The 16,204-nt window shown below is 64.6% G+C and carries 17 protein-coding genes; 11 read left to right on the forward strand and 6 right to left on the reverse strand.

What is annotated here, in order from left to right; translation table 11 throughout:
- The first annotated feature begins 133 nt into the window (after positions 1-133).
- Positions 134-808: a leucyl/phenylalanyl-tRNA--protein transferase gene (aat, locus tag YUO_RS0105105; protein WP_028346317.1), complete on the forward strand. Its 675-nt coding sequence runs from the start codon at positions 134-136 to the stop codon at positions 806-808.
- Positions 809-883: 75 nt separating this feature from the next.
- Here the strand turns inward: aat and YUO_RS0105110 are convergent, their stop codons facing one another.
- Positions 884-1,867, reverse strand: coding sequence for a DUF2155 domain-containing protein (locus YUO_RS0105110; RefSeq protein WP_028346318.1), 984 nt, complete (start codon positions 1,865-1,867; stop codon positions 884-886).
- 230 nt (positions 1,868-2,097) lie between these two features.
- On the opposite strand from YUO_RS0105110, the gene YUO_RS0105115 reads away from it, so the two are divergent.
- The 6 genes from YUO_RS0105115 to YUO_RS0105140 all read left to right on the forward strand — a co-directional run bounded on the left by YUO_RS0105115 (position 2,098) and on the right by YUO_RS0105140 (position 7,857).
- Positions 2,098-2,877: an SDR family NAD(P)-dependent oxidoreductase gene (locus YUO_RS0105115; protein ID WP_028346319.1), complete on the forward strand. Its 780-nt coding sequence runs from the start codon at positions 2,098-2,100 to the stop codon at positions 2,875-2,877.
- A 125-nt stretch (positions 2,878-3,002) separates the two neighbouring features.
- The gene (locus YUO_RS0105120) at positions 3,003-3,950 is read left to right on the forward strand and encodes an alpha/beta hydrolase (protein WP_028346320.1); all 948 of its coding nucleotides are present in this window, start codon (positions 3,003-3,005) and stop codon (positions 3,948-3,950) included.
- 61 nt (positions 3,951-4,011) lie between these two features.
- Positions 4,012-5,232 carry a citrate transporter gene (locus YUO_RS0105125; RefSeq protein ID WP_028346321.1) on the forward strand — a complete coding sequence of 407 codons (1,221 nt, stop codon included), beginning with the start codon at positions 4,012-4,014 and terminating at the stop codon, positions 5,230-5,232.
- A gap of 155 nt (positions 5,233-5,387) precedes the next feature.
- Positions 5,388-6,269, forward strand: coding sequence for a hypothetical protein (locus YUO_RS0105130; protein ID WP_028346322.1), 882 nt, complete (start codon positions 5,388-5,390; stop codon positions 6,267-6,269).
- 88 nt (positions 6,270-6,357) lie between these two features.
- Positions 6,358-7,200, forward strand: a complete 843-nt coding sequence (locus YUO_RS0105135) for an endonuclease/exonuclease/phosphatase family protein (protein WP_028346323.1) — start codon at positions 6,358-6,360, stop codon at positions 7,198-7,200.
- Between the two features lie 171 nt (positions 7,201-7,371).
- Complete coding sequence (locus YUO_RS0105140; RefSeq protein ID WP_028346324.1) at positions 7,372-7,857, forward strand: hypothetical protein; 486 nt, start codon at positions 7,372-7,374, stop codon at positions 7,855-7,857.
- A 10-nt stretch (positions 7,858-7,867) separates the two neighbouring features.
- Here the strand turns inward: YUO_RS0105140 and YUO_RS0105145 are convergent, their stop codons facing one another.
- Positions 7,868-8,806 (reverse strand): GlxA family transcriptional regulator, encoded by a 939-nt coding sequence (locus YUO_RS0105145; protein ID WP_028346325.1) that lies wholly within the window; start codon positions 8,804-8,806, stop codon positions 7,868-7,870.
- 139 nt (positions 8,807-8,945) lie between these two features.
- On the opposite strand from YUO_RS0105145, the gene YUO_RS0105150 reads away from it, so the two are divergent.
- Positions 8,946-9,650: a DJ-1/PfpI family protein gene (locus YUO_RS0105150; protein ID WP_035726138.1), complete on the forward strand. Its 705-nt coding sequence runs from the start codon at positions 8,946-8,948 to the stop codon at positions 9,648-9,650.
- Positions 9,651-10,196: 546 nt separating this feature from the next.
- Here the strand turns inward: YUO_RS0105150 and YUO_RS43600 are convergent.
- The 3 genes from YUO_RS43600 to YUO_RS0105165 all read right to left on the reverse strand — a co-directional run bounded on the left by YUO_RS43600 (position 10,197) and on the right by YUO_RS0105165 (position 11,893).
- Entirely contained in the window at positions 10,197-10,901 is a 705-nt protein-coding gene (locus tag YUO_RS43600) for a hypothetical protein (RefSeq protein ID WP_051379227.1), read from the reverse strand.
- 63 nt (positions 10,902-10,964) lie between these two features.
- Positions 10,965-11,408: a MarR family winged helix-turn-helix transcriptional regulator gene (locus tag YUO_RS39780; protein ID WP_051379228.1), complete on the reverse strand. Its 444-nt coding sequence runs from the start codon at positions 11,406-11,408 to the stop codon at positions 10,965-10,967.
- 74 nt (positions 11,409-11,482) lie between these two features.
- A complete protein-coding gene (locus tag YUO_RS0105165) occupies positions 11,483-11,893 on the reverse strand; it encodes an NADH:ubiquinone oxidoreductase subunit NDUFA12 (protein ID WP_028346327.1) in 411 nt (136 codons plus the stop codon).
- 259 nt (positions 11,894-12,152) lie between these two features.
- Between YUO_RS0105165 and YUO_RS0105170 the strand changes: the two genes are divergently transcribed.
- A complete protein-coding gene (locus tag YUO_RS0105170; protein WP_028346328.1) occupies positions 12,153-12,860 on the forward strand; it encodes a BA14K family protein in 708 nt (235 codons plus the stop codon).
- Positions 12,861-12,920: 60 nt separating this feature from the next.
- Here YUO_RS0105170 and YUO_RS47010 read toward each other — a convergent pair whose 3' ends face one another.
- A complete protein-coding gene (locus YUO_RS47010) occupies positions 12,921-13,367 on the reverse strand; it encodes a hypothetical protein (RefSeq protein WP_028346329.1) in 447 nt (148 codons plus the stop codon).
- Between the two features lie 88 nt (positions 13,368-13,455).
- On the opposite strand from YUO_RS47010, the gene YUO_RS0105180 reads away from it, so the two are divergent.
- Together YUO_RS0105180 and YUO_RS0105185 are read left to right on the forward strand one after the other, a co-directional pair.
- Entirely contained in the window at positions 13,456-13,863 is a 408-nt protein-coding gene (locus tag YUO_RS0105180; protein WP_028346330.1) for a response regulator, read from the forward strand.
- A gap of 15 nt (positions 13,864-13,878) precedes the next feature.
- The gene (locus YUO_RS0105185) at positions 13,879-16,113 is read left to right on the forward strand and encodes a CHASE3 domain-containing protein (RefSeq protein WP_028346331.1); all 2,235 of its coding nucleotides are present in this window, start codon (positions 13,879-13,881) and stop codon (positions 16,111-16,113) included.
- The last annotated feature ends 91 nt before the right edge of the window (positions 16,114-16,204 follow it).

Consider the following 16,204-nt stretch of genomic DNA (forward strand, 5'->3'; position numbering starts at 1 on the left):
TTCCCCCAACCATTTGCATCGGCGCGGCCCAACCTGATTGAGTTTTGACGGAAGGAACTCGCCGCCGCGATCCGGCCGTGGTCGTCGTTTCGGCACGTAGCGCTGGCGCGCTGCGTCCTGCTATCATTGGCACATGACCTCGCGCGAGTCTGCTGCTTCCGAAATCACGCCCGAAGTGCTGCTGCGGGCCTATGCCTGCGGCATCTTCCCGATGGCCGAGAGTGCCGGCGATCCGACGCTGTTCTGGGTCGAGCCGGAAATGCGCGGCGTCATTCCGCTCGACGGCTTCCGCATCGCCTCGCGGCTTGCCCGCACCGTGCGTTCGGACACTTTCCGCGTGACCGTCGATACCGCCTTCAAGGCGGTCATCGCGGGCTGCGCGGCGCCGCAGCCGGGCCGCGACGACACCTGGATCAACAAGCGCATCCGCGATCTCTATCTCGGGCTCCACGAACTCGGACACTGCCACAGCGTCGAGGTCTGGCAAGACGGCGATCTCGTCGGCGGCCTCTATGGCGTCAGCCTGGGGCGGGCCTTTTTCGGCGAGAGCATGTTTCACCGCGCCCGGGACGCTTCCAAGGTGGCGCTGGTGCATCTGGTGGCGCGGATGATCGCAGGCGGGTTCGAGCTACTCGACACGCAATATGTCACTGAACATCTGCGCAGCTTCGGCGCGGTTGAAATTCCAAGGCGCCGCTATCGCGCCTTGCTCGACAAGGCGATCGCGGGCGAGCCAGCGGATTTTATGCGATTGTCGCCCAGCGTCAGCGGCGCGGAGGCGCTCGCGATCATTGCGAAGCGCATGTGATGCGCATGTCCCGGACGCAGTGCAGCGTGCAACGCTGCACTGCCGAGCCGGGACACTGATGCGCCGTGTATGGTGCTAATTCCCGAACAACCCGCCAAACAACCCGCCCGGCCGCTGTTGCGGCGGAGGCGGTGGGGCCTGCTGCGGCTGCTGCTGGAATTGCGGTTGCGGCGGCGGTCCTGGCGGGCGCGGCGCCGCCTGCTTCGGCGGCGGCGGACGCTTCGCAGCCGGCGGTGGTGCGGTCGCCTTGGCTGGATCGGGCTGCGCGCTGACGATGGTCTGGTCAGGGCCTTTGCAGTCGGTGAGCCAGATATCGTAGACCGGGTGCTCGACGCCGTGCAGGCCAGGACTGGCGGCGAACATCCAGCCCGAGAAGATCCGCTTCACCTCGCCTTGCAGCGTGATCTCGTCAACCTCGACGAACGCATCGGTGTTGGCAGCTTCCGTCGATGGGCGCGTGTAGCAGGCGCTGGTCTTCACGCGCAGTGCGCCGAACTGCACGGTCTCGCCGATGTCCTCGTCGAAATTGATGATGCGGCCGGTGATCTTGTCGAGACCGGAGAAGCTCGCCTTCTTGTTGGTGATCTTGGTAGCCGGCGGTTCGGACACGACCTCGTCGCCCGGCTGCAGGGTCGCCGGCGAATTGGGCACGCCCTTGGCCGGGGGCTGGCGCTGTCCCGGCGGCGCGTTGGCGACGCCCGGACCTCCGGGCTGCGGCGGCTGAACCGCGACGCCCGGCTGCGTCCCCTGCGGAGGGGCGGTGGTGCCGGGCGGCGGCGCCAGCGGCTGCGACTGGAAGCTTCCGGGCGGCGGCGCGCCCTGCCCCGGCGGCGGGCGGTTCGGGGTCGGCAGCAGCCGGCCGCGCGGCAGTTCCGGCACTTGCTCGTCGTCGTCGGGGAATTGTTGCTGCTGTTGATTGCCGCGGGGAATGGCGCCCGGCGGCCGCAGCGGAGGATCGGAAAAGATATTGCCGATCTGCGCCTGCGCGGGCGGCGCAAGCGAGGTCATGGTGGCGGCGATCAGGGCCGCAAGACCGGTCAGGGCAATGGTTCGAAGCATCTCGCGCGGCTTTAACAGGCGAATCGGGCTCGCGACATAGTACAGACTTGTCCGCCGCTCGCGTCCCTCCCGGTTAACACGGTGAATACGGCGGGGAAAGGGCGGTTTGCCCCCTTGCCGCCGCACTGGCCATACCCGGTTTCAGATGAAATAGTGGCTCCGTTCGCGCCCCCCGCGCGAAAACCACCAAAATCCGGGATAACCGGACGAGCCAGAGGAAACCTCAAGCTATGCCCGATCGAATTCGCCTCGATGGCCGGGTCGCCGTCGTGACCGGCGCGGCCGGTGTCATTGGAACCGCGACCATCCGCCTGTTGGCCGAGCGCGGCGCCCGCATCGTCGCCGTCGACCGCAGGGAGCAGGATCTTGCGGCCGCCATCAAGGACCTGCCGGCCTCGGCCGAAGCGCTCGCGGTCGCGGCGGACGTCACCCGGGAAGAAGAAGTCGCGGAATATGTCCGTGCCAGCGTCGACCGGTTCGGCACCATCGATGTCTTCTACAACAACGCCGGCGTCGAGGGCGATATCAAGCCGATCGCGGAATATTCGCTAGAGAGTTTTCGGCGCGTGCTCGACGTCAACGTGGTCGGCGTCTTTCTCGGCATGAAGCACGTGCTGCCGGTAATGCTGAAGCAGAACAAGGGCAGCATCATCAACACCGCCTCCATCGCCGGCCTGATCGGCTCGCCGATGATCGCCGTCTACAGCGCCAGCAAGCACGCCGTGATCGGTCTCACCAAGAGCGCCGCCTGGGAATGCACCGGCACCGGGGTGCGGGTGAACTGCGTCTGTCCCGGCCTGATCGACAGCCGGATGCTGAGCACGATCCTGCAGGGCCGCAATCCCGGCAATGAGCCGCCGCCGACCGAAAAGATCGTCGACCGGATTCCGGCGCGGCGGCTCGGTCAGGCTACCGAAGTCGCTTCCATCGTTGCGTTCCTGGCATCCGATGAGGCGAGCTACGTCTCCGGCTCCGCCTACACCGTCGATGGCGGCCGCACCGCGGCTTGATGCAACGACCGTCATTCCGGGGCGGTCCGAAGGACCGAACTACGGTGCGCAATTGCGCACCTGAGAATCTCGAGATCCCGGGTTCGCTGCGCGCCCCGGGATGACAACTCAAAACGCGAGGTCCCATGCCCGTCACGCTCGATCCCGATGCCGCCGCCGTCTACAAAGCTTTCCAGGAGGCGGGCCGTCCCGCCTATGAGACGCTGACCGCGCCGGAAGCGCGCGAATATTATCGAAGCGCCCGCGTCGTCAGCAATCCCGAACCGCCCGCGCTCGAATCGACCAAGCCGCTCGCGATTCCCGCGCCGCACGGCACGATTCCGGCGCGCATCTACGCGCCGAGGACGTTGCGCAGGAGCAACGGCCTTGCGCCGTGCCTGGTATTCTTTCACGGCGGCGGCTGGGTGATCGGCGATCTCGATACCCATGAAGTGGTCTGCCAGAAGCTTGCCCACGAGGGCGAGTTGATTGTGATCTCAGTCGACTACCGGCTGGCGCCGGAGCACAAATTTCCCGCCGCCGCCGACGACGCCTTCACGGCGACGAAATGGGTTGCCGCCAATGCCGGCCAGCTCGGCATCGACGCCGGCCACTTGCTGGTCGGCGGCGACAGCGCCGGCGGCAATCTCGCCGCGGTCGTGGCGCTCGCCGCACGCGACGGCGACGGCCCGAAACTCGCCGGCCAGGTGCTGATCTATCCCGCCACCGATTTTGCGATGACGCATCCCTCGCACAGCGAGCCCGAAACCAGCATCCTGCTGACGCATTCCGTGATCAAATGGTTCTGCAACCATTATCTCAACGGCGCAGCCGACATCGAGCATTGGAAGGCCTCGCCCGCGCGCGCGAAAACGCTGGCAGGGTTGCCGCCGGCCTATGTGCTAACCGCAGGCGCCGATCCGCTGCGCGACGAGGGCGCCGAATATGCCGCGCGGCTCAAGGAAGCCGGCGTGCCCATGACCTACCGACATTTCCCGGGCCAGTTCCACGGCTTCTTCACCATGGGCAAGCTGCTGCAGCAGGCCAACGTCGCCGTCAGCGAGATCGCCGGCTGGCTGAAAACGTTGAAATAATGCACATTGCGCAACGCTATCGGCAAACCGTGAATTTCTCCTGCGCGCATTTGGGGCCGCTGTGATCGAACCAATCCTCCTGTTTGGCATACCCGTCGATTTTCTGCTGTTCGCGCTGACGCTGCTAGGCGTCGCGCTGTTCCATCATCACACGCTGCCCGTTGCGCTGACGGGACTGGCCGCCATCGTGATCTACAAGCTGATCTTCACCGGCTTCAAATACGGTGCGGGTCTCAATGGCCTCGGCCACCACATGGTCCATGAATGGGTTACGCTCGGCAATCTGTTCCTGCTGCTGATGGGCTTTGCGCTGCTGTCCCGGCATTTCGAGGAAAGCCGGATTCCGGATGAGATGCCGGCATTGCTGCCGGACGATTGGAAGGGCGGCGTCGTGCTGCTCGGCCTTGTGTTCGTGCTCTCGAGCTTCCTCGATAACATCGCCGCGGCGCTGATCGGCGGCACCGTCGCGCGCCACGTGTTCCGCGGCAAGGTTCATATCGGTTATCTCGCCGCGATCGTCGCAGCCTCGAACGCCGGCGGTGCCGGCAGCGTCGTCGGCGACACCACCACCACCATGATGTGGATCGCCGGCGTCAGTCCGCTCGCTGTTATCGAAGCCTACATTGCCGCCATCGTCGCGATGTTGATTTTTGCGGTGCCGGCCTCGATCCAGCAGCACCGCTATTCGCCAATTCAGAAAGACGCGCCGAAGGGGCTCAGCATCGACCCGACCCGGGTGTTCATTGTTGCGGTCATCCTCGCTGCAGCGCTGGTGGCAAACGTCACGGCAAACCTGAAATTTCCTGCACTGCTCGATACCGTTCCGGTTCTGGGCCTTGCGGTCTGGGCGGCCATCCTGCTCACGGCAGGATTACGCGCGCCGGATTGGAAGGTGATGCCGGAAACCTTCAAGGGAACCATCTTCCTGCTCGCCCTCGTCACGGCGGCCTCCCTTATGCCGGTCGAGCGGCTGCCGGTGGCGTCATGGCCGACCGCGCTTGGACTGGGCTTCGTCTCCGCGGTGTTCGACAACATTCCCCTCACCGCGCTTGCCCTGAAACAGGGCGGCTATGACTGGGGCTTCCTGGCTTACGCCGTCGGATTCGGCGGTTCGATGATCTGGTTCGGCTCATCGGCCGGCGTCGCCTTGTCGAACATGTATCCGGAGGCGAAGTCCGTCGGGCGCTGGGTTAGCCATGGCTGGCCGGTGGCGGTGGCCTACGTCGTCGGTTTCCTGGTGATGCTCGCTATCCTTGGCTGGCACCCCGACGCCCGGCTTTAGCGCGGTCGAAGGTGATTGCCGGCCTCGTGTCGGCGATCATCCATTGGCCGACAAGGCTGTACCGACTCAGGCCGCAATGTTATCCAAGTTTCCGACTAGCTCTCGCACGCAACAACTCTGCCGGTGATTCGGCAGCAATCCGCGAGGTGATTGCAATGGCATTTTTCAGGCGCGAGCTCGGCCCGATCGAGCGCTTCGAGGTTGCGCTGAAGGACAAGCTGACGGCGCGGCAGAAGTTGGCCGATCGATTGAGCGTCGCCGAATCGGAACTCGCAGAAAAGCGTGCCGCTGCCGAACGGCTGGCGGTAGCCGGTGCCGACAATTCCCGGCTCGATCGGGCCGAAGCCAGCATGCGCGCCGTTGAAGACCGCGCCAAGACGTTGCGCGCCGAATTGGTGGAATTCGACGATCAGGTGGCCTCGGCCGAGCGCGCCCTCGCTGACGCCAAGGCCCAGCGCGACCGTGACGCGATGGCTGACGAGATCGAGGCGATGGCTGCGGCGATCGAGCGGGCGGCGCCCGGATTCGAAGCCGGCACCACAGCGCTCGTCGAGGCCGTTGCAAAAAGCTCGCTGTCGATCCCTGAAGCCACCCGGTTTTCGGCCAGCGTGGATGCGGTGCGTAGTGAAGTCCGCGCGGCGGCGGATTTGATCTGCTGGGAGCTGCGTTCCGCCGCGGTGCGCACGCGCGCGGGCAACGCCAACCTCGCCAACCCCGCGCCATCCCTGTCGGAGGAGCCGCGATCGGCAGAGACCGAGCGGCAATTGATGTACACCCTCCATCCCCTGTGCTGGCGCGAGGACGGCAAGGTGCGCAAAGTTCCCGCCTTTGCGCTGGTCGGGTTGCCCAAGGCGCTGCTGCCGGTAGCGCTGCAGCATCAGCACGTAGACCATCTCAATGCCCGCCGCGTGCAGACGTTGATGCATCTTCATGGCAGCGCAGGAAACGGCGAACCGCAGGACGACGATCCGCAGCTTGTCGATCTGGACGCCTTGCTCACCGAGGAAACGCAGAGCGCGCAAGCCGACGTTGCCTGAGCCAGCGCAGGCGGGCACCGGCAAGCGGCGCTGAACCAACCGCTCCAGCGGACGTTGTCGGGTTGGTACATGAAGCCGGCTTACGAGGATGCGGCTACGCGTCGTCACGCTCAACGTCTGGAATCGGCAAGGCGATCCGAAACGAACCGGTTTGATCAATCTGGAACTGCGCCGGCTGGATCCCGATCTTGTATCATTCCAGGAAGTGGTCAAATCGCCGGACCATTCGCAACTCGACGAGTTGATCCACGACACCGGTCTGCATGGAACACATCAGGCTGACGTGCTGCGCACCATCCCGCCCGATGCCGATCGTTTTGGCGGAAGCGCCGTCGCGACGCGATGGCCGCATCGCGTCGAGGAAGTCCTCGATCTGCGCATGTCGGATGCGAACGATGTCCCCTGGTGTTCGCTGGCAGTAACGGTGCCGCTACCCGGCGAAGGCGATCTTTTGTTCATCGCCGCTACGACCTCATGGCGGCTCGCCGCGGAATCGGCCCGGGAACGGCAGGTCGTTGCGCTGACGGACCTCGACGCGCGTCACCGGCAGCCGCTTCCCACCATCATCGCCGGCGACTTCAACGCAACGCCTGACGCGGCCAGCATTCGCTACCTCACCGGACTGCAGTCGCTCGGCGGACGAAGCGTCAAGTATCACGACGCCTGGGAAGTCGCAGGCGAAGGTCAGGGGTACACCTGGAGCGTCGACAATCCAAATGCACAGTCGGAGATCGGCAGGATCGTCCGTCAGCCGCGTCATCGGCGCAGGGTCGATTACGTCTTCGTGGGCTCCTGGGACGCCCACCCGGAGGCGGGCTGCGAGGTTCAGGCCGCCTCGCTCGCATTCGACCTGGCGGTCGACGGCATCTGGCCCAGCGACCATTTCGGTGTCGTGGCCGATCTGGAAATCAGCGCCGCTCACTCCGCGTGAGAAGGTTACCCCGCCCCTTGCAGCCGGATTCGAAATCGTCTACGGCAGCATCGTCACCACAGTTCCTTCGGGAATCGGGTGGCGGCGACGCCTTCATCCTGCGATCCCCAAGCTCACGAACCAAGCCGTGCCGTTGAACCAAGGCAAGGCGACTGCAGTTGGAGAAGGCCAATGAAATCCGAAAGCGATCTCACGACCCGAAATCCGTTCGGCGTCATGGACGTTCCAAATCCCGGTGATGACGACGTGATGCAGTTCGCCCGCATCACGATGCCGGAAGAATCCGCCACCGACGAGAATGCAAAGCCATGGAGCCCTGGAGATGCGAGCTACCAGCGCGGCACGATCGATGGTGAGTGGTCGAGCCGCTGGAAGGGTGCCGCAGACCCTACCATCCCGGGCGACGCCCCCGATAAATGGAAACAGGGCCGGGGCGAAGCAAGAACCGTGGGAGACCGCGTGTACCTGTTGTTCGACTGGAATTCCGGCGCGCGCCGGGGACTGATCGAGGCACGGCGCGAAGGTCCGCGGCGGCTGGTCGGCAAATATATCAACCTGAACAATCCGGAGATCACCGTGCCCTGGGTCGGCCTGGTGGTGAGCGATCAGCGAATCGACGGTTACTTTGCGCAAGGCCGGGTGGATTTCCGGAGGTAGCGGCTTCCATTCACCCTGCCCGCGCCGCGCGGCGCAGCGATTGCGGGGGCTGGCCGAAGGCGCGGATGAAGGCGCGGCGCATCCGCTCGGGGTCGCGGAAGCCGGTGGTCTGCGCGACGCGCTCGATCGCCTCGCTGGAGGACTGCACGCGTTGCCGTGCCACCTCGATCCGCAGCCGCTCCACCGCCTTTGACGGCGTGGTGCCGGTCTCGGCCATGAAGGCGCGGGTGAAATGGCGCGAACTCATACCGGCCTGCTCCGCGAGATCCTCGACGGTGAGCGGCGCATCGAGGTTTTCGCGCGCCCAGGCCAGCAGCGGCCCGAAGCGGCCGTTCGGCGCCTTCAATTCCAGAAGCGAGGAGAATTGCGACTGGCCGCCGCTGCGGCGGTGATAGAGCACGAGCTGCTTCGCGGTCTTCTGCGCGATCTCGTCGCCATAGTCCTCCGCGATCATCGCCAGCGACAGATCGATGCCGGCCGATATCCCCGCCGAGGTCCAGACGTGGCCGTCGCGCACGAAGATGCGATCGGGCTCCAGTTTCACCTGCGGATAGGTTTTCAGAAAATGCCGCGTGCGCTGCCAATGCGTGGTGGCGCGGCGGCCGTCGAGCAGGCCGGCTTCTGCGAGGACATAGGCGCCGGAGCAGACGCTGGCGATGCGGATGCCGCGTTTGGCAATCATGCGCACGAAGCCGATCGTCTTCTCGCAGGCGGCGGCCTGCCGCACGCCCTCGCCGCCGGCAACGATCAGCGTCGTGATCGCGGAAGCCGACTTTAATCCTCGCGCAACGATTTCGACGCCCGACGAGGAGCGCACCGGCCCCGGCGTCACCGCCAGGACGCGGATCGCGGGTGCCCCCTCGGCAAAGCGCGCCGCGATCTCGAACGCCGATATCGGCCCGGCCGCGTCGAGCAACTGGAAATCCGGAAACACGAGAACGCCGATCATGATGCTTGCCTGTTTTGGGTGGATGTCCTGAAACGAGATGCCCTACGAGATGTCCTGAAATGAGGGAAATATGCCATTTCGGACAAGAAGCGACCATGGCACGATGCCCTTCGTCAAGCCAAATTTTCCGGAGGTCACGATGTCCGCGCCATCTCAATCGTCCACGCCACTTCAGATCGGTCTCGTGCTGTTTCCGCGCGTCACCCAGCTCGACTTCACCGGTCCCTTGCAGGTGTTCTCCAGCCTGCCCGGCGCCAACGTACATTTGATCTGGAAACGGATTGAGCCGGTGACGAGTGATTCCGTGCTGGTGCTGACGCCGACCACGACCTCTGCCGACTGTCCTCAACTCGACGTGATCTGCGTGCCCGGCGGGTTCGGCACCGACGACATGATCAACGACGAGGAGATGCTGGCCTTCCTGCGCAAGCAGGCGCCGGGCGCGAAATACATCACCTCGGTTTGCACGGGGTCGCTGGTGCTGGGCGCCGCCGGCCTGCTCAAGGGTTTTCGCGCGGCGACGCACTGGACGGCGATGGATTTTCTGAGCGCGTTCGGCGCGATCCCGACCAAAACGCGCGTCTGCGTCGACGGCAACCGCGTCACCGGCGGCGGAGTTACCGCGGGGATCGATTTCGCGCTGACGCTGGTCTCGCTACTGCACGATCAGAAGACCGCGGAGGCGATCCAGCTCCGGCTCGAATACAACCCGGCGCCGCCGTTCAATTCCGGTTCACCCGACACCGCGCCGCCGGAAGTGCTTGCCTTCATGAAGGATAGAATCGCGCCAGCGCAAATCCGCCGCGGCGAGATGATCAACCGCGCCGCCGCACGGCTGGGGTAGCGCTGTGCCTCTGCAATCGTGTCCCGCACGCGGCACCAGCAGCGCGTTTACGCGCGTCTTCGACGCGCTATGGTGACGCGACGCGGAGCCGGGACCCATCTGAATAGGTCCCGGCTCTGCGGCGTAGCGTACCGGACGATGCTTCGCATCGCCGGGAGAACGCTGCACCGCGTCCGGGACACGAACCGGTGCAAGCCCCTCTGGCGTTTGGCACAAAAGAAAAAGGCCGCCTGGTTTCCCAGACGGCCTTTCCTGTCCTACGGCAGCCACACATTGGCGGGCGATTTCAGAACTTCTGCACCGGGGGCCTATCTCCCGGCCGTGTCCTACTCGGTGACCGCTGCAAATCGGGGCAGTCGCGACTGGAGCCCGACACCGACGCGATGGTTTCCCATCTCCGTAAGATGGCTACATTGAGCCGCGATAACGCGGATGACGCAAGGCGGCTGCGGCGGATGTCCCCGCTGATCCCGTTATTCACAGACCTGGACCAAGCTCCAACGTGACCTCGCGGCGCACGCGGATGGCCGACCGTCCGACGCACGGTCATCGTTGCGCGGCCTCGCCGCCTCTACCGGACCACGCCAGTTGCCCAAAAATGACAGCGTGCACGATCAGGAACATCGGCACCAGCACGGTCGGGATCAGCGACCATGGCAGCATCTGCACCGCTTCCGAGCCTGCCCCGGCGTGGATCATCTGCAACGGCGAGCCGTTCGCCGAGATGACGCCGAGCGTGATCGCAGCCACGAGATCAAGCATGCCGAATCCGTTCCAGGCCCAGACCAGCGCTTTGCCTTGCCCGCGTAGCGCGAGCCAGGCCACTGGCAACGCGAGCACGCCGGTGATGATATCACCCCAACCTGCCGAATAGGGAAATGGTCCGCCAAGCCGGCCTTCGGCCGCAAGCAGGATGAAGAGCCCTCCCGCCACGCGCCAGACGTTGAGGCCGATCAGGAACGGCATCGGCATCCCGAGCAGCGAAGCTCGTACTGGCGCGGAAATTGAGGTCGCAACGGCAGTCGCCACCAGCGGAAATGCGATCACGATGCCAATCATCAGGGGGCCCAGCGGACTGGCGCCGCGGAATTGGTTCGCGGCTGCCAGCGCGGCGGCCAGACCCGTCCAAAGACCGGCGCCGACCGAAAGGGCGATACCCTGCGATGTATTAATCGGCATCGCGCCGGTAAGCGCATTGATGCTGACAATGATTGCGGGGGCGAGAACGATGGTTCCGATGAAGTCGAGCATGACGTCTCTCCTTTACGTGTAACTACACTCATTGAGCCAAACGTCGGACGAAGTCCCTTCGTCTCATCCCAAATTCCGGGAGTCCAAAAGCTTCAGCGCGGCCTGGCCGTCAGCGCCGAGCAGCTTGCCGATATGCGCCTGCGCCTTCGACCAGAACGGAAAGCTGCGGCGCACCACGCTCCTGCCCTGCCCGGTGATGCCGATCATCCGCGCGCGCGGGTCGTCGCCGGCCTTGATCGAAATCCACTTTTGCTGCTCGAGCACCGCGAGATTTCGCGTGAGCGTCGTGCGCTCCATGCCGAGAATGCCGGCCAGCCTGCCGATCGGCATCTCCCCTCGCAGCATCAACTGCGACAGGATAGTGAACTGGGTGATTCGAATTCCGGATTCCTGCATGTACGAATCGTACAGCCGCGTGATCTTTCGTGCAGCCTGCCGCGACGCCAGACAGAAACAGCCGGCGGTGGCCATATAGTCAGCGGTGCCGGGGTCGCTTGGCTGCTTCATGAAATGAGTGTATCTACACCTATTTGCCTCCGCAAGCGCAACCCGAAGCTGTTCCCGCTAAAATAAATGTGAAGTCAGCTTCCCGGCGTCCAGGGCTGGTAATCGCCGGTCGCCTTGGGGCGGCGGCCGCTTGCCAGAGTCGAACCGGAGGGGCGGTAGGCGGCGGGCGTGCCGGTCAGGTTCGGCACGTGCGGCTTCTCCCACTCGCGCGGGGTATAGCTCTCTTCGGTCGGCGCGGTATCGACAACGTGATGCAGCCAGCCATGCCATGACGGCGGCACTCGGCTCGCCTCGGCAAGCCCGTTGTAGATCACCCAGCGCCGCTCGAAACCCAGCGTCGGATCGATCTTGCCGCCCTTGGTGCGGTAGTAGCGGTTGCCCTGCTCGTCCTGGCCGACCAATTCGCCGAACCGCCACGTCCACAATTGCGTGCCGAACGTCTGGCCGTTCCACCAAGTGAAAAATTTCAGCAGAAACAGCTTCATGAGGGCTCGGCCGGTTCGAGATATCGTGCCGCTCTGATGCCACCGGCGGGACGGATTGTCCAGACAGAGGCTGATCGGCCCTGCCGGAAGGGCGGCTTGCCGCCCGTCCATGGTCGCGGAATCGGCGCAATCCGGTTCATCCGGCCGGATACAAGTTCCGCGATCCGACAGGCTGAATTCGCGTGCAATCAATGCGCGGGCTCTGGAACGTCCGCCCTTTGAGCGGGTTAGGGCCTATATCCCGCAAATGGAGCCTAAAATGATCAATCTAAAGGTTTTGAGTGCCGCGGCAGCGATGGCGCTTGTGTTGCCGGTGGTCGCGCCAAGCCTCAGCGCCGTTCAGGCGCAGGATAGAGGCGGTGGCGGTCCTTCTATCGGTGGCGCCAGGGGCGGTGGCGGCGGTGGCGGTGCAGCCATCGGTGGTGGTGGCGGCGGAGCTATCGGCGGCGGCGGTGGCGCGGCTATCGGCGGTGGCGGTGGCTTTAGAGGCGGTGGCGGCGGCGCCGTCGCACCCGGCGGCGGCGGCTTTAGAGGCGGCGGCATGGCCGTTGCACCCGGCGGTAGAGGTGGCGGCGTGGCCGTTGCACCCGGTAGTCCCGGCTTTAGGGCTGGCGCCGTCGCCAGCACAGAAGGCCGCGGAACCGGCTTTGTCCGGCCCGGCGTCGGTGGAGGTACCGTCACGGGTGGCACTTGGCACGGGGGCGGCCGTCATTTTCATCACCGCCACCGGCACGGCGGCTTCTGGCCAGGCTTCGCGATCGGCGCTGGCATCGGGTCTGCCTACGGCTACTACGGCAGCCCCTATTATTACGACGATCCCTATTACTACGACGACACCGTAGTCGCAGCGGCGCCGGTCGGCGATGATGCCGTGGCGTATTGCATGCGGCGGTACAAGTCCTACGACCCGGCGTCAGGAACGTATCTCGGCTATGACGGGCAACGTCATCCCTGCCCGGCGCAATAGCAGGACACATCGTGAGTTCGAAGGGCGGCGCATTCCGGTGCGCCGCCTTTTCGTTTGAAATTACTTACGAGCGCAGCGCCACCGCGACGCCGCCAAGCGTAAACACCAGTGCCGCGACCTCGCGCACGCCGAGCGGCTGTCGCCGCTCCGCGCCGTCGCGCTGACGGTCGGGCTTGCCGGCATCACCGTGCTACGCGGCACGCTCAATTTCTGCCGCCGTGCGAGCGCAAACAGGGCCAATGCCGCGGCGCCGACGATGCCGCACAGGCCGCGCGAGGACAATTGCGGCCATTCGGTCAGCAAAAGTTTCATGATCGGAAAGTTGAGGCCCCACCCCACTGACGTCACGGCGAACAGGATGAGCCGAGTGGCGACAGCCGGGCGGCAGCGGCGCGCCTCGCATGGTTGATCGGCGACATGACGGGATTGGGTCCGGAACTGGCGGTTGAATTTGTTATCGTTCTGATACAGCGAAACGGAATTGCCCTCGGCAACTTTTATGGGCACTCTACCATGCAGACGACCTGTCGATGTTTCGACTTAATCGTCACATGGGACGTGGACTTGCCGCCGCCCCGAGGAAGAAGGAATCATCGTGCCGCGCGTTCTCGTGGTCGATGACGACCCGATGGTGTGCGTTGCCATCGAGGTTTGTCTGACGCGCAAGGGTTTCGAGGTCACCGTTGCCGACGGTGGTGAAGCGGGAATGCGCGCGCTGGAAACGTCCGATTTCGATGTCATGCTGATCGATGTGTTCATGCCGCATATGCGCGGCTTCGAGTCGATCCGGATGTTCCACGAGCGCAAGCCGGATGTACCGATCGTTGCGATGTCAGGCTACGCCTTCGCCAACACCGAACGCGCACCGGATTTCCTGCGGATGACCATCGAGCTCGGCGCGGCATGCTGCCTGCGCAAGCCGTTCACGCCGGACGCGTTGTTGACCTCGGTCAATCAATGCATCACCAAACCGAAAGCTTCCGCGCAGCAGTCGAAATCGTGAAGTAAACAACTGGCAATGGCCTCGCAGCGTATCATTCTTGGAATTGGCCTCGCGATCCTCCTCGTTATCGGCGCTGCCTCGATCGGTCTCGACCTCAAGTCGCGGTCCGACGCAGCCTCGGTCGACCGTGCGCTTGGAATTCTCAGCAAAATCTCGGATATGCGCCCGCTGCTGCGCCGGACGGAAAGCGCGGCGCGCGCCTTTGCGCTATCGGGCGATCAGGAATTTGCCAGGGAATACCGCGAGGCCAGCGACGCGACCCTGCCGGCGCTGGCGGCACTGGTCGAGGCGGTCCAGGATAATCCCACCGAAAAGCGGCTGATCGAGGAAACCAAGGCGCTGGTCGAGCGGCAGATTGCCGTCAATGGCGAACTGATCAGGCTCCGGACCGCGGGAGATGGCGCCGCTGTCGCGGCGCTCGTCAACCAGGAGGACCGTGCGGCGACGGCCGCAATTACTGGAAACCTCGAGAAAGCGGTTGCGGAAGAGCGCAGGCTGCTTTTTGCCAGACGCGCCGAATCCGAAACCAACGGGACGCTCCTGCTGGCGATCGATCTCGCCGGCGTCCTGCTGATTCTGGTCCTCGCCACTCTTCTGACGGTCTCAACCCGCCGCTCGCGGCGGGAACTGCAGGATTCGCTGAGCGCCACCAAGGCCACCAACGAAGCATTGGAGGCCGCGGTCGCCGAGCGCACCGAGCATCTGGTTGCCGCGCACGAGGAACTCAGGCTTTCGGCCGCGGTGTTGCGCAGCACCTTTCACAGCATGGCGGAGGCGGTGCTCGTCATCGACACCAGGGGCGAGGTTTTGCTGTCGAACCCGGCCGCCGAGAAGATGCTGCGCTACCGGCCGGGCATGACGGTCGAGCACTTACGGTCGCTCAGCGCGGTTTTCCATGCCGACGGCGTCACGCCGCTACCTGTCCATGACATGCCCGCCTCGCGCGCGCTGCGCGGCGAAGCGTTCGACGCCAGCGAAATCGTGTTGCGCCCGGTCAGCGGCAATTCGCCTGTCCATCTCGTAATCAGCGGCCGGCCGCTGCGCGATGCCTCGGGCGCCATCAGCGCCGCGGCGCTGGTCTACCACGACATCACGGAGTCGCGCGAAACCGAGCACAAGCTGCAGCAAGCGCAAAAGCTCGACGCCATCGGCAAGCTCACCGGCGGCGTCGCGCACGACTTCAACAACATGCTGACCGTGATCACCGGCACCACTGAAACGCTGGTGGCCAACCTTGCGCATGAGCCGGCGTTGCAGAAGACCGCCGAACTGATCGACCAGGCGGCGGAGCGCTGCAGCGAGTTGATCCAGCATCTGCTCGCCTTCGCCCGCCGCCAGCCGTTGCAGCCGCGCAATGTCGACATCAACGCGACCGTGCTCGATATCGCAAAACTGCTTCGCCCGACGCTCGGCGAGCAGATCGAGGTCAACTCCATTCTCGAACAGGAAGTGGCGATTGCCCATATCGACGCATCGCAGCTCGCCAACTCCCTGCTCAACATGGCGATCAACGCGCGCGATGCGATGCCGAACGGCGGCAAATTGCTTTTGGAGACGCGCAACGTCGTGCTCGACGAGGCCTATGCGCAGGCCAACCCGGACGCAAAGCCAGGTCCCTATGTAATGCTCGCGGTCAGCGACACCGGTGCCGGCATGCCGCAGCACGTGCTGGACAAGGTGTTCGAGCCGTTCTTCACCACCAAGGAGGTCGGCAAGGGCTCAGGCCTCGGCTTGAGCATGGTCTACGGCTTCGTCAAGCAGTCCGGCGGGCACATCCGGATCTACAGCGAGGTCGGCCACGGCACCACGATCAAGCTCTATCTGCCCCCTGCCCGCGGCCAGGTCGAGGCCGCGCCGCCGGCGGCAGCGGCACTGCCGCATGGCAACGAAACCATCATGGTGGTGGAAGACGACGCGCTGGTGCGCAACTTCGTCACCACGCAATTGCAGAGCCTCGGCTATCGCACGGTTGCCGCCGCCAACGGACCGGCGGCGATGAAGCTTATCGAAGGCGGCCAGGCGTTCGATTTGCTGTTCACCGATGTCATCATGCCCGGCGGCATGACCGGACGCGAACTCGCGGACAAGGTGCTGAAGCTCCGGCCCGGCATCAAGGTGCTATATACGTCCGGCTATACCGACAACGCGATCGTGCACCAGGGCCGCCTCGATCCCGGCGTGCTGCTGCTGACCAAGCCGTACCGGCAGTCGCAGTTGGCGAACATGGTCCGCCGTGCGCTGTCGGGATAAACGAGGCGCAAGCCTCTCCTCCTGCGGCGTCGTTTTCAATGCCGACTTGATGTATGAAAGGGTGAGACGTTGGACGAAGAGATTCGGGGGA

The sequence above is a fragment of the Bradyrhizobium murdochi genome (assembly GCF_000472965.1).
GTDB classification, from domain to species: domain Bacteria; phylum Pseudomonadota; class Alphaproteobacteria; order Rhizobiales; family Xanthobacteraceae; genus Bradyrhizobium; species Bradyrhizobium murdochi.

Excerpts from the sequence above, each read along its gene's own strand:
- YUO_RS0105130 (WP_028346322.1), top strand. The coding sequence starts at position 5,388 with ATGGCATTTTTCAGGCGCGAGCTCGGCCCGATCGAGCGCTTCGAGGTT.
- YUO_RS0105110 (WP_028346318.1), bottom strand. The coding sequence starts at position 1,867 with ATGCTTCGAACCATTGCCCTGACCGGTCTTGCGGCCCTGATCGCCGCC.
- YUO_RS0105165 (WP_028346327.1), bottom strand. The coding sequence starts at position 11,893 with ATGAAGCTGTTTCTGCTGAAATTTTTCACTTGGTGGAACGGCCAGACG.
- YUO_RS0105150 (WP_035726138.1), top strand. The coding sequence starts at position 8,946 with ATGTCCGCGCCATCTCAATCGTCCACGCCACTTCAGATCGGTCTCGTG.
- YUO_RS0105185 (WP_028346331.1), top strand. The coding sequence starts at position 13,879 with ATGGCCTCGCAGCGTATCATTCTTGGAATTGGCCTCGCGATCCTCCTC.
- YUO_RS0105115 (WP_028346319.1), top strand. The coding sequence starts at position 2,098 with ATGCCCGATCGAATTCGCCTCGATGGCCGGGTCGCCGTCGTGACCGGC.
- YUO_RS0105140 (WP_028346324.1), top strand. The coding sequence starts at position 7,372 with ATGAAATCCGAAAGCGATCTCACGACCCGAAATCCGTTCGGCGTCATG.
- YUO_RS0105170 (WP_028346328.1), top strand. The coding sequence starts at position 12,153 with ATGATCAATCTAAAGGTTTTGAGTGCCGCGGCAGCGATGGCGCTTGTG.
- YUO_RS39780 (WP_051379228.1), bottom strand. The coding sequence starts at position 11,408 with ATGAAGCAGCCAAGCGACCCCGGCACCGCTGACTATATGGCCACCGCC.
- YUO_RS0105145 (WP_028346325.1), bottom strand. The coding sequence starts at position 8,806 with ATGATCGGCGTTCTCGTGTTTCCGGATTTCCAGTTGCTCGACGCGGCC.
- YUO_RS0105120 (WP_028346320.1), top strand. The coding sequence starts at position 3,003 with ATGCCCGTCACGCTCGATCCCGATGCCGCCGCCGTCTACAAAGCTTTC.
- YUO_RS43600 (WP_051379227.1), bottom strand. The coding sequence starts at position 10,901 with ATGCTCGACTTCATCGGAACCATCGTTCTCGCCCCCGCAATCATTGTC.
- aat (WP_028346317.1), top strand. The coding sequence starts at position 134 with ATGACCTCGCGCGAGTCTGCTGCTTCCGAAATCACGCCCGAAGTGCTG.
- YUO_RS0105135 (WP_028346323.1), top strand. The coding sequence starts at position 6,358 with ATGCGGCTACGCGTCGTCACGCTCAACGTCTGGAATCGGCAAGGCGAT.